The 12,448-nt window shown below is 58.9% G+C and carries 8 protein-coding genes and 1 pseudogene; all 9 read left to right on the forward strand.

Going from position 1 to position 12,448, the window contains the following annotated elements:
* Positions 1-561: 561 nt before the first annotated feature.
* The 9 genes and pseudogenes from AC0YKC_RS32695 to AC0YKC_RS32735 all read left to right on the forward strand — a co-directional run bounded on the left by AC0YKC_RS32695 (position 562) and on the right by AC0YKC_RS32735 (position 12,341).
* The gene (locus AC0YKC_RS32695; RefSeq protein ID WP_488514063.1) at positions 562-2,235 is read left to right on the forward strand and encodes an ABC transporter substrate-binding protein; all 1,674 of its coding nucleotides are present in this window, start codon (positions 562-564) and stop codon (positions 2,233-2,235) included.
* A gap of 10 nt (positions 2,236-2,245) precedes the next feature.
* Positions 2,246-3,220, forward strand: a complete 975-nt coding sequence (locus AC0YKC_RS32700; protein ID WP_488514083.1) for an ABC transporter permease — start codon at positions 2,246-2,248, stop codon at positions 3,218-3,220.
* Positions 3,217-4,149: an ABC transporter permease gene (locus AC0YKC_RS32705; protein WP_488514064.1), complete on the forward strand. Its 933-nt coding sequence runs from the start codon at positions 3,217-3,219 to the stop codon at positions 4,147-4,149. The genes AC0YKC_RS32700 and AC0YKC_RS32705 overlap by 4 nt, the downstream gene beginning before the upstream one ends.
* Positions 4,146-5,156: an ABC transporter ATP-binding protein gene (locus AC0YKC_RS32710; RefSeq protein ID WP_488514065.1), complete on the forward strand. Its 1,011-nt coding sequence runs from the start codon at positions 4,146-4,148 to the stop codon at positions 5,154-5,156. Before AC0YKC_RS32705 ends, AC0YKC_RS32710 begins: the two co-directional genes overlap by 4 nt.
* Positions 5,149-6,150 (forward strand): ABC transporter ATP-binding protein, encoded by a 1,002-nt coding sequence (locus tag AC0YKC_RS32715; protein ID WP_488514066.1) that lies wholly within the window; start codon positions 5,149-5,151, stop codon positions 6,148-6,150. Before AC0YKC_RS32710 ends, AC0YKC_RS32715 begins: the two co-directional genes overlap by 8 nt.
* A 141-nt stretch (positions 6,151-6,291) precedes the next feature.
* A complete protein-coding gene (locus AC0YKC_RS32720) occupies positions 6,292-8,103 on the forward strand; it encodes a CocE/NonD family hydrolase (RefSeq protein ID WP_488514067.1) in 1,812 nt (603 codons plus the stop codon).
* Between the two features lie 414 nt (positions 8,104-8,517).
* Positions 8,518-9,144: a glutathione S-transferase family protein gene (locus tag AC0YKC_RS32725; protein WP_488514068.1), complete on the forward strand. Its 627-nt coding sequence runs from the start codon at positions 8,518-8,520 to the stop codon at positions 9,142-9,144.
* A 346-nt stretch (positions 9,145-9,490) separates the two neighbouring features.
* Positions 9,491-10,855 (forward strand): annotated as a pseudogene (locus AC0YKC_RS32730) (ISKra4 family transposase); the annotation flags it as partial.
* A 313-nt stretch (positions 10,856-11,168) separates the two neighbouring features.
* The gene (locus tag AC0YKC_RS32735) at positions 11,169-12,341 is read left to right on the forward strand and encodes a M20 aminoacylase family protein (protein ID WP_488514069.1); all 1,173 of its coding nucleotides are present in this window, start codon (positions 11,169-11,171) and stop codon (positions 12,339-12,341) included.
* Positions 12,342-12,448 lie beyond the last annotated feature (107 nt).

Genomic DNA, 12,448 nt, shown 5'->3' on the forward strand with positions numbered 1-12,448 from the left:
CGCCAATGATTTCCCTAATGCCCAGTTTATTGACGCCATCAGCGCGATCTGCAGTCGCAGCTGACTTTCCCGGACGCCGGGGGCGTTATCCACCACCTGGACAATCTGCTGCGTGCCGTCAAGGTGATCCGAAAGTTCAGTGATCCTTGCCACCTTTTTTTTCTAAATCGACTGTTGTGCAGCTCGGGCGAGTTGGCGGATGCCGGCTATCGACGCTTTATGAATCGACATCAGTTTAAAGACGCCGCAAAGCTTTCCGCCTTGGCGATGGAGCGCCCTGTCAGTGCGCTGAGGGCCTGCAGCCGACATGATGGAGCGGAATCATGAACACGAATGGCAACAAGCCGACTTGGATCCTTGAGCCCTTCGCACCCAGTATCTCCCCGCAACCAAAACAGCCACCGATGCCAATCCATCTGGATCCTCGATGGCCGCAATCTCGATTCTGCTCTTGCGACCATAAGACCGCAGCCACATGGTCGGCACATAAATGTTCATAGGGAGCTGGCTTGGCCCTGGACGTGTTGGGCTGCGGCTAGAAGATCCCAGAGAGGGGAAATAATGAACAACTGGTTACTGAGCCGACGTGAGGTCATGAAGGCGATGCTGGTGGGTTCGACGGCACCCTGGGTTATACCCTCAAGCGCGTTTGCCTCTTCGTGCGACGATCACATCGTGCGCCTAGGGGGAATCATATCCCCCGACTCGGTGAACCCCTTTGCTACCTGGCACGCATTCTGGCCGCTCGTTTTCACCTATGACTTCTTGGTCGGACCTGACGCCCAGCGTGTAAGTGATCGGAAAGGATTCGCAAAGGCGTGGTCTGTCGCGGACGATAAGCTCACCTGGACCTTCAAGATCTGGCCAGGCATGAAATGGTCGGATGGCCAACCCGCTACCGCCAGGGACGCTGCCTTTACCTATAACTATTTGCGTGATTCCATAGGCAAGCCCGATGAACTGAATGGCGGCTGGAATAACACAAGCGGTTTGGAAAATGTTGAGTCCATCAAGGCACTTGATGACCAAACTTTGCAGATCGTCACCAAGAAGCCCACGCGGTGGGTAATCGACAACCAGATCATGATTGTTCCCCAGCACATCTGGAAAGACATAAGCTACGCCGATGCCCGAAGCACCTTCCGCAACGATCCGCCGCTGGTGGGCACAGGGCCTATGATCATTTCGGAGTTTCATCAAGATCAATTCGTCATCTTTAGCCCGAACAAGTACTTTCGAGGGGAAGCGCCGGCGGCGTCCGGTATGATATTAAACTTTTTCAAATCGGCTGATCTAATCGCGCAGAGTCTTAAGAGCGGAGACATCGACTATGGCTTCTTCCTGACGGCGGCTCAATGGGCTGAACTCTCGACGACCGCCCACATAGTGGTTAATGAGTCGCGCATCGAGCAGCGGGATTATTTGGCCTTCAACACGCTATCTGGGAAAGGGGCTGGCAGCACAAAGGCGCTGCAGGATCCAGCGTTTCGCGATGCGATCGGCTACGCAATCGACCAGAAGGCCATAGTCGAGCGCGCCATGCGCGGGCACGGCGACCCCGGTGTTGGCTTGGTGATGCCCATGGCGACAAATTACTACTCGGAACTGAGCGACATCAGACGTCACTTCGATCTAGCCGAAGCCGGCCGCCGGCTCGATGTCGCCGGCTACCGGGACTCGAACGGCGACGGCGTACGAGAGGACAAAGAAGGAAAAAACTTCCAACTTGAGCTAATATGCGGAGGCTCTGGTAACGTCGAGATACCAATCGCTGCCGTGCAGCTTGTTGCGGGGTGGCTTGGACAGATTGGTATCCCTGTATCGGTGACGCAGTTCGACGCCGGTGCGCTGCGCGCCCGTTATGCCGCTCCGGAGAATGGCGGCGGAGGCTGGGATCTGCTCATTGACAGTAACTGGTTAACTACGAGGACTGGCGACCTGCTGAGTCTCGGCAACAGCAAGGCCATCGGCTCCTACAACACATCCTTCTGGACAAATGAAAAATTTGACGCACTCGTATCGGAGGTCGAGGTCACCGTTGACCTCAAGAAGAGCTCGGAGCTAGTCGACCAGGCGGTTCGGCTCATTTTCGCCGAGGCGCCCTACATTGTGCTATGTTATCCTACCCTGCTCGAGGCCCGCCGCAACGACTGCTTTGATGGCTGGGGAACCCAGGATGTAGTGTCGATGCAGAGCTACTTCCCGTTGGATCGCGTGAAGCCGATCTCGAAGTGACTTGAACGAAATGAGCCAGCACATTGGACGGATCCTCTTCAGAGCGGTCGTTACGCTTCTGATGGTCATGACTCTAAACTTTATCCTCTTCAGGGTTATTCCCGGCGACCCCGCATCGCTTCTGCTCGGTGGGGTACGGACGAGCGTGACGATAGAGCAGATTGAGGCCCAGCGCCAGAACTGGGGCCTCGATCGGCCGCTGTTTCCAGACCAGATGGTCGACTACTTGACGGCGACTCTCCATGGTGATTTTGGCTACAGCTTCAAGTTCAGGGGCCGGCATGTCTCTGACCTGATTTTGGAGCGCTTGCCGGCCACAATCGCCTTGGTCGGACTTGCACAAATTATCGCTATCCTGTGCGGGGTCATGCTTGGATTATATGCGGGTTGGCGCAGGGGAGGAGCCGTCGACCATATCGCTACGGGAGCCTCTTTGGCGCTCTACTCTACCCCCTCGTTCTGGCTCGGCATGCTCCTTGTGGTAGTCTTCAGCACGGCATTGGGTTGGTTTCCGGGCTACGGTGCGTACTCGCCCGGCGCGATCACGGGCTCTCTTGGTTCGTTCCTCGACTACCTGCGGCATCTCGCGCTTCCGGTCACGGGGGTGGCCCTTGGACTCATCGGCCAATACGTCGTGGTCGCTCGTGCTGCGATGAGCGACGTCGTCACCGAGGACTACATGGTCACGGCCCGGGCCAAGGGACTCTCCAATGGTCAGATGCTGATACGTCATGCATTTCGCAATGCAATGCTGCCGGTCGTAACGTTGATTGCCCTTAATCTTGGCTACGTGGTTGCCGGTGCTATCACCGTCGAAGCCGTGTTCGCCTGGCCAGGGATCGGCGGACTGACGGTGGACGCGCTTAATGCGCGGGACTACCCAGTCCTTCAAGGCATATTCCTCTTGCTTGGTGCGTCGGTTGTTGTTGCAAACCTCGTCACCGATCTTGCCTACGGCATTCTTGATCCGCGAGTCCGACAATGAGCGAAAGTATCATTCAATATTCTCCGCGAACCCGGGCGCGGGCCGTCAAAGATTTTCTGCGCCAATTTCTTAGTTATGGTGGGGCTCGGCTTGGCCTATTTTGTCTTGTGTTCTTCCTTGTGCTGGCGTCGGTGCCCAATACCCTCGTGGGGCCGCTTGAAACCGTAGCCACCGCAACTGGTGACTTCCTCGCGCCGCCATCAAGCCAGCATCTGCTGGGGACCGATGAGGTCGGGCGGGACGTGCTCAACCTGGTCGTCCATGGCGCACGGATCTCGCTCACGATCGCGCTGCTGGCAACTGTGATCAGCCTCATCGTCGGCACTACGGTTGGCATAACCTCAGGCTACTATGGTGGCAGGGTTGACATCTGGCTAATGCGCTTGACGGACTTCTTTTTTGTCATGCCGTCATTCGTGCTGGCGCTGGTCATTACGCCCGTGGTCCTTGAGGTGATGGGGCGCGGTGGAGACATCCTCGGCTTTCGTCCTTCTCTTTTCGTGATCATTGTCGTTATCGGCATGACAAGCTGGGCGTTCGTCGCCCGTATCGTTCGTAGTCAGACACTGTCGCTTAAAGAGCGAACATTCATTGATCGTGCACGCGTTGTGGGCAGCAGCAACTTCAGCATCATGGCGCGGCACATCCTGCCCAACCTGATGCCGCAAATCGCGGCCAATGGGGCGCTGGTTGTCGCCGGCGCAATCTCTATCGAGACTTCGCTCTCGTTCCTCGGGCTTGGCGATCCGTTGCAGCCTTCATGGGGCACTTTGCTTTCACAGGCTCAGCGCGCCGGTGCCGCCAGTGCTGGAGCCTGGTGGTACCTCGGTGCCCCCGGAGTGTGCGTTCTTACAGTGTCCCTCAGCTTCGTCCTGATCGGCAATGCCCTTGATGACACCTTCAATCCACGGCGAAGGGCTATTCCATGACAAACTCCACCCAGGAAAAGCCGCCGCTTTTGGAAGTAAACGGGCTCTCTGTCCACTATGGGCTCAAGGGCGTTTCATCGCGTGCGATTGACAGCGTGAGCTTCGCACTCCGGGCCGGAGAGGCCGTTGGCCTGGTCGGAGAATCTGGCAGCGGGAAGACCACGACCGCAATGGCGATCGCTGGTCTGCTGTCACCCAACGCGCGGGTAAGCGAGGGCGAGGTACGCTATCGCGGAGAGCGACTGCCGATCGACGACGATGCGGCGATGCGGCCACATCGCTGGAGCGAAACGTCGGTTGTCTTCCAAGGCGCGATGAATGCGCTCAACCCCGTACACCGCATCACCAAGCAGATCGCCGAGCCGTGTATGCTGAAGCTCGGCATGTCGCGTGGCGAGGCGACTGCGCGTGCAGGAGAACTGCTCGAGCTCGTCGGCATTCCGGCGGATCGCGGCGCCGCCTATCCTCACGAGTTGTCGGGCGGTATGCGTCAAAGGGTGATGATCGCCATGGCGCTGGCATGTCGTCCCTCGATCGTCATTGGTGACGAGCCGACCACGGCACTCGACGTCATCACTCAAGCTCAGATTCTGAAGCTGCTGGGCGAGTTGCGATCACAACTTAACCTTGCCCTGATTTTGATCACCCACGATCTTTCCGTGGTGGCTGAGTCCTGTGATCGCGTGATGATCATGTATTCCGGCCGGATCATAGAGGACGGAACAGTTGCTGAGATCTTCGCCCAACCTAGGCACCCGTACACCAAACTCCTGATCGACTCGATCCCGAACCCGGCGAAGGGCAAAAAGATGATCCGGCCCATTCCCGGTGATCCGCCCAACCTGGTGAATCGACCCTCAGGCTGCGCCTTTCATCCACGTTGCCCGTCGGCCATGGAGGTTTGTGCGACCGAAGTCCCCAGCCTCGACAAGGTCGGGCGAGGACGCGTCGCCTGTCACCTTCACCGGTCCCTAACGCAAGAAGACAAGGCTGTAGCTCATGCCTGAAACCGCCGACATCCTGCGTCTGGAGAACCTGCGGGTCCACTTCCCGATCCAAGGCGGACTGTTCGACCGTGCCCTGGGCCGCCCTGCCGGCGCCGTGCGCGCGGTGGACGGGATCGACCTCAACGTCGGACGGGGCGAGATCGTCGCCTTGGTTGGGGAATCGGGAAGCGGCAAGACCACGGTAGGTCGCGTCATCACCAAGCTTGCCCAGCCTACAGGCGGCAGGCTGCTGTTTGAAGGCCGCGACATAACATCGGTTCAAGGCCTGTCGGCTTTGCGCCCTTACCGGCATCGCGTGCAAATGATCTTTCAGGATGCCTATCAGGCGCTCAATCCCTGTCACACCGTGTTCGATATCGTGGCGGAGCCGCTGCGTTCACTGGGGCTGGTCGACAATAGCAAACAACTCGCGGAGCGGGTGGGCGAAGCTCTTGCATCCGCCGGCCTCAATCCTCCCAGTGATTTCTTCGCTCGCTTCCCACACGAGCTATCTGGCGGGCAGCGCCAGCGGGTTGTGATCGCTGGAGCTCTTGCCGTTAAACCGGCGCTCATAGTCGCCGACGAGCCTGTGTCGATGCTCGATGTCTCGATACGCGCGCAGATTCTTCAGGTCCTGGTTGACCTACGCGACAAGCACAACATGGCGCTGCTGTTCATCACCCACGACCTGCCGCTCGCCTGGTTGATCGCCGACAGGATTGCCGTCTTATATCTTGGAAAATTGGTCGAGATCGGCAGCGCCGACGAGATCACATTCAACCCTCGCCATCCGTACACGGTCGCCCTACGCAACGCCACGCCGCAGATGGGGGGCCACGCAGATCGCGCCGAGATGCCGGCCTTGCAGGGCGAGGTCCCAAGCGCCGCGCGCGTGCCGAAGGGGTGTCGGTTCCATCCGCGTTGCCCACTGGCCTTCGACCGCTGCAAAGTTGAGGAGCCACCGGCCATCGAAGTCCTGCCGCAGCACATGTCTGCATGCTGGTTGGCGAATTGATGGATCGCTTGCCACGTCGCAGAAATTGGTACGCGGACGGTAATGCCCAACGCGTTAATCGCAGTGTGCACTAGCTACGTCTGCACGAACCCTGCGATGCCCAAGACCGCGATAAATTAAAGATCTATATGGGAGAGCCGAATGGTTGCAAAGTCGCTTATGGCAGGTGTACCAGTCACGGAGCCCCTCTGTGAGCAGGTGGGCGAGCGCGACGTGGTGGCTTTCCCGAAGGCGCGTTTCGAGGTCGGGGTAGACAAGGATGTTCGGATTCCGATGCGTGACAGCGTTGGTCTCTATGCAGACATTTACCAACCGCGCGCAGCCGGAGAGAAGCTGCCGACCATCCTGATCCGCACGCAGTATGACAAGACGCCCTATCAGGATGGGCGCGATTCCAAGATGCGGAATGGGGTCGCGTACATGTTTGCGGGCCAGGGCTTCACAGTCGTCGTGCAGGATGCCCGCGGTCGCTTTCGTTCGGAGGGCGAGTCCCACCCCGCCGCGTACGACGCGGACGATGGCTACGACACCGTCGGTTGGGTCGCTGCTCAGCCCTGGTCGAACGGCAAGGTCGGGAGCTACGGCTGCTCTTTTCTTGGCCTCAATCAGGTGATGATGGCACCAACTCGGCCCCCGGCTCTGGCGGCAATGGTGCCTCAGGGGCCCGCAGGCGGGATGCGCAACAATCCGTGTGATATCATCAACAGTGGTGTGCCCGCGATCGGCTGGGCCTTCAGTTGGTTCCGCGAGCTTGGCAGCGAGCGGGGTACGGAACTCCTCCCAAAAATCGACTACGACGAGGTCCTGAAAACATTGCCCCTTGCCGACATGATGAACGGGTCGGGCCGCGCAACCAGCGACTGGTCCGATTGGGTCTCGCATGAACCCGGTGATGCATATTGGCAGCAGTTCGCCTTTTTCGACGAGAAGTCGCGCCCCAATGTGCCGGCGCTGTTCGTCAACTCCTGGTATGATCCCACAGTCGGGGCTACGTTGGACCTGTTCAACGCGTTCCAAAACCAGTCGCTTACCGAGCAGGCGCGTCGCAACCAATATGTCATCATCTCACCTACAGAGCATTGCCGCAGCGAATCGGCCGCAACGCCGTATATGGTCGGCGAGCGCGACGTTGGAGACATTCGGTATGATCACTGGTCGATCTATTTGCGCTGGTATGATCACTGGCTGCGCGGTGGCCAAGGCGATCTGAAGATGCCGCACGTTCAATATTACCTGATGGGAGCAAATAAGTGGAAATCGGCCGATAGTTGGCCGATCCCGGGCACCCGGTTCGTGCCCTACTACTTCAGCAGTGGTGGGAAGGCGAACACAGGCAAAGGGGACGGCAAGCTGTCCACGGCGATGGCGACGGGACCAGCCGACCGTTACCGCTACGACCCCGCCGATCCTGTGCCCAGCAAAGCCATCGATAGCGGCGGCGGGGGGGTGGCAGCAGACTTAGCGGAGCTCGATCAGCGCCCTGATCGTCTGGTCTTCACCTCGGAACCGCTGAAATCGGGTGTCGAGGTGACCGGTCCATTGCGGGCTGTGCTCTATGTCTCATCATCGGCGGTGGATACCGACTTCGTCGTGCAACTGAGCGATGTCTACCCCGATGGCCGCGTCTACAACCTGCACCAGGGCATAGCGCGTGCGCGCTATCGCGACGCCTACAGTATGCCGGAACGCTACCGCGAGGATTATAGCAATCCAAAGTTGCTGACGCCGGAAAAGGTCTATCGCATCGAGGTGAACATGGAGGCGACCGGCAACTGGTTCGCGCCGGGCCACCGCATGCGCGTGCAAGTGTCGAGTAGCCTCTTCCCGCACTGGGCACGGAACCTGAACACAGGGAGTAACAACGGCACAGAAACCCGAATGGTGGTCGCGGAGAACGCCATATATCATGATAGCGACCATCCTTCTCATATTCTGCTGCCGATCGTGCCATGAGCGCCTTCGTCAGCAAGCAGCCTCCGCGAGAGGCTTGTCGGGCGTTGTCACCTTGAGATGTGGCCGCGTCAAGCCGAAACTGCGGTTTTCAGGCAGGACGTGCACTCACGGTTTGGCGGCTTCGCGCAACGCTGTATTTCCAAGGCAGTTCGTGCAGACGCGAGCCGGGAAGATTGCCAATGCGGGCTAGGGCGTCGTCTGTCTGCTGGGCCCGAATCGTCGGCCTGCGTGAACGCGAGATAGGTTCCGGCTCAGAGGTCTGCCATAGTCTGTGATGTTTACAGGTTCCAACCACATACAACGAGGATCTAAATCGGAGCTCGCTGACTGCTGAATAGACGCCTGTGGCGGCCGCCGCTCGCTTGAGCAGAGCGACACTTCCGGTTCAGATCGTCGCCGGACCTGGAGGATTTAATGTACAGGCTTTATACGCGTGCCAACACCGGCGGCCTTGTCGTCGAGGCGGCACTCACTTTGGCGTGCGTGCCTTTCGACCAGATCAATGTTTCGAAGTCGAATCCGCCCGACCAGGCCTTTCTCGACATCAGCCCGTTGAACCAAGTGCCGGTCCTGATCTCGCCGGACGGACGCTCGATGACCGAGTCGGCGGCGATCTGCATCCTGCTCGCCGAACGCCACCCCGAGGCGGGCCTGGCGCCTGCGGCGAATTCACTCGGCCGCGCCGACTCCCTGCGCTGGATGATCTTCATGTCGTCAGTCATCTATCCTGCCGACCTACGGTTCTATCACGCTCATCGCTACACCTGTGACCGCAGCGGCATGGAAGCGGTGAAGATGGCTGCGGTTGCCGAAATGGATCGCGGCTTTGCCATTCTCAATGCCGCCCTCGAAGGCCAAGACTGGCTGGCTGGCGACCGGCTCTCGTTGGCCGACATCTATCTCGTCATGCTGGCGGCCTGGCACCCCCAAGTTGAAAAGGTTCCGAGAACCTGGCCGAACATCGAACGCCTATGGGCTGGGTTGCGGGAGCATCAGGTGATGAGGGAACTGAACGTCTCCCACGCCATCTGGCCGGCTTGAACGGATCGCGTTGCTCCAGGCTTTTCCACGCGGCCGAGTCCGCCCGTCGTCCTGCAGAACCGGCGCCCAGTCTGGGAAGAAAACGGCCCACACGAGAGCGAAACAATCGTGGATTGGACGAAGGAGGCTGCAGCAAGCGCCCATCTGATTGGCTAAAGTCAAGAAGCTCAATGGCGCCTCCCGTGTCGCGAAATGAACGCATTGCCTCGCGGAGATTGTTGCCGAGCGGCTTCGTTGCCTCACCTAAAATGTTACCCGTGTCTGAGAGGGGTAACTTCTCTGGGGTCAAACACGGGTTGTTAGGCTCGAGCAGTCCATCAGCATCGTTTTGATCGGAGACAAAGCGATAGCGGTAGGATGGACGGTTACGATCGAGGGCCGGAACGAATTTGGCGACACATGTCGAAAGGAGGTCCGCACAGACAAAAAAGCTGGGAGAGCCCGTTCGACGGCGACATCGGCTTGTCGATCGGCGATAGCAAGAAGATCATGGCAGCGCTGCAGAACGCGGCTGAATCATGAAGCGGAGATCTATGCCCGTCTTCGCCGGGCTTGCCCAGCTTGCCATACGTTCCGCCCGGTCAAGGACTACACGACACGCCGGATCCGAACCGTCTTCGGCACCGTTGAGGTTCGCAATCCCCGATGGATGCTGTGCCGCGAATGCCATTCAGGGATAGTCGGTGCCTTCGCGCCGCTGAAGGAAATTTATTCCGATCGAGTGACACCAGAGCTGCTGGAACTGACGGCGCGGCTAGGATGCTGCCCTATCGGCAGGCGGCGAAGGTGCTGGCCGATTTCCTGCCCACTGAACGGACTGAGACGCATGCGACCGTGCGCAAACGTACCATCAGGATCGGCAAGCGGCTCGATGACCAGGTCATGCAGGAAACTTGGCGCGCGAGGTCCCAAACGGATGACCGATGCCAGCTTGAGATGCAGCTTCCCGGAGATCGGCGCAAAGAGTTCGTCATCAGCATTGATACGGCGCACGTTCGTAGTGCTGATCAACATTCGGCGCGAAATTTCGAGCTCCTCGTGGCCAAATGCGGCCGCGGGGGACGGGGCGAAAGGGGCGGTCGCTATTTCGTCAGCCGCAGCACCGACCAGCAAGCAGGCAATCCGCGATCATGCTCCTCTCTCTCCAGGAAGTCGGATATCACGGCTCTGGGGATGTGACGGTGATCTCGGACGGGGCCGAAATCCTAAAGCGGCTGCCCCGCGCTATGCCGAAACCAATGACTCACATCATCGACTGGTTTCATATTGCCATGAAGATCCAGCCGATGCAGCAGATCGCCGATCACATCGTGCGATCCCGATCAGGCCCTTTGAAGCGCTTCCAACCATCGACAGAGACATCAGAGCCGTGAAGCGGAGTCTGCGGCACGGGCGGGTCGGCCGCGCGATCCGCGACCTGGAGCAACTTCTAGCAAGACTGAAGGAAGGGCGAGTTCTCCATCGCACGGTTTCACCGCCTCGGGGAGCAACTCCTGACTTATGTCCGTTCAACCGCGGCGCGATCGTCAACTATGGCAAGCGCTACCGGGCTGGGCTTCGCGTCGCCACTACTCTCGCAGAGTCGGCGGTGAACTCAGTCGTCGGGAAACGTATGGTCAAGAAGCAGCAGATGCGCTGGTCGCTTCACGGTGAGCATATGCTCATGCAGGTCCGGGCGGCCGAGATCAATGGAGAACTTCGCAACCGGCTGCGGGCGCCTTTACCGACAGCCAGAATTGAACGTGCCTCCAATATTCAAGCCCAAACCGCCTCTTTTACGCCCCAGAGAAATTACCGGTCTCCGCCAGTCCCATGCCCTCGCTTTCCCCTGGCCGCACTTGGCAGGGGGACGACCGTCATACCAACCTCCGTTCCGCCAGTTAAGGCCGCCGCCTCTGCGCAACCCTTGGCAAACAGAGCAGGACGGCCATGTCGATCTGGATTCCAGATGGGTCGCGCTGGTATCGATATTTGACTAGCTGAACCTAGCGGTGTCATGACGTCGAATGCGAAAGAGGTTTAAGATGCCCATTGTCAATCGCGTGGCTGATCTACATCCAGAGATCATCGAATGGCGTCGGGAGATTCATCAGCACCCAGAACTGCTTTACGATGTCCATCGCACCGCTGCGTTTGTCGCTGCTCGCCTGCGTGAGTTTGGTTGCGACGAAGTCGTCGAGGGTATTGGACGAACGGGTGTCGTTGGCGTCATCAAAGGACGACTCTCGGCCCCGATCGAAACACTTAAGACGATCGGCTTGCGGGCCGATATGGACGCGTTGCCAATCGTGGAGGCGACTGGACTTCCCTACGCCTCCAAAACTCTCGGCAAAATGCACGCCTGCGGCCATGATGGTCACACGGCGATGTTGCTGGGGGGCGCGCGCTATCTTGCCGAAACACGAAATTTCGCGGGCCGTGCAGTTGTGATTTTCCAGCCCGCCGAAGAAGAGGAGGCGGGCGCAGCTGCCATGATAGCGGACGGCTTGATGGAGCGCTTTGGCTTGGTCGAGGTGTTCGGCATGCACAATTGGCCGGGCATACCTGTGGGCACGTTCAGCATTCGACCAGGTGCGATGATGGCCGCCTACAACGTCGTTGAAATCAACATCGAGGGGCGAGGAGGTCACTCGTCTGCACCTCAAAACTGTGTCGATCCCGTCTTGGTAGGCTCTCAAATCGTGACGGCGTTGCAGCAGATTGTCGCTCGAAACATCGATCCCCTTGAGGCGGCTGGGGTCACCATCTCCGAATTCCATGCTGGCTCGACACCTGGTGTCATTCCGCAATCGGCGGTTCTGCGGGGCACGATTCGTTCGCTCTCGACCGACGTGCATGAGCTTATGAAGAGGCGGTTGGGCGAGATTGTTTCCGGCGTGTCTGCGATGACAGGTGCCAAGATCGAGATGTCTTTCATCGGCGGGGCGCCCCTCACATTTAACCACGACGCGCAAACAGAGTTTGCTAGGGCGGTCGCAACGGACCTGGTCGGCAAAAACAATGTCCATCCCGCAAAACCTGTCATGGCGGCGGAAGACTTCGGCTATATGCTGGAGGCGCGCCCTGGTGCCTACATCCTTTGCGGAAATGGCGACAGCGCAGGCCTCCATCACCCCGCGTACGATTTCAACGACGAGTCCATTTTGTACGGAACATCCTTCTGGATCAAACTTGTCGAGACGAGGCTCGCCCCGTGACAGCGCTTCGGGAGCGTCTCCAGCGATCTCGATGCCAGATGGCTTGCATATGAAGACTGCATTTGACCGCTGTCAGAAGGTCTCCATACTTTCTGATGGCTGCTTCG

The sequence above is a fragment of the Mesorhizobium sp. CNPSo 4661 genome (assembly GCF_057784215.1).

Coding starts and splice junctions, on each gene's coding strand:
- AC0YKC_RS32715 (WP_488514066.1), top strand. CDS start 5,149: ATGCCTGAAACCGCCGACATCCTGCGTCTGGAGAACCTGCGGGTCCAC.
- AC0YKC_RS32710 (WP_488514065.1), top strand. CDS start 4,146: ATGACAAACTCCACCCAGGAAAAGCCGCCGCTTTTGGAAGTAAACGGG.
- AC0YKC_RS32725 (WP_488514068.1), top strand. CDS start 8,518: ATGTACAGGCTTTATACGCGTGCCAACACCGGCGGCCTTGTCGTCGAG.
- AC0YKC_RS32735 (WP_488514069.1), top strand. CDS start 11,169: ATGCCCATTGTCAATCGCGTGGCTGATCTACATCCAGAGATCATCGAA.
- AC0YKC_RS32705 (WP_488514064.1), top strand. CDS start 3,217: ATGAGCGAAAGTATCATTCAATATTCTCCGCGAACCCGGGCGCGGGCC.
- AC0YKC_RS32700 (WP_488514083.1), top strand. CDS start 2,246: ATGAGCCAGCACATTGGACGGATCCTCTTCAGAGCGGTCGTTACGCTT.
- AC0YKC_RS32720 (WP_488514067.1), top strand. CDS start 6,292: ATGGTTGCAAAGTCGCTTATGGCAGGTGTACCAGTCACGGAGCCCCTC.
- AC0YKC_RS32695 (WP_488514063.1), top strand. CDS start 562: ATGAACAACTGGTTACTGAGCCGACGTGAGGTCATGAAGGCGATGCTG.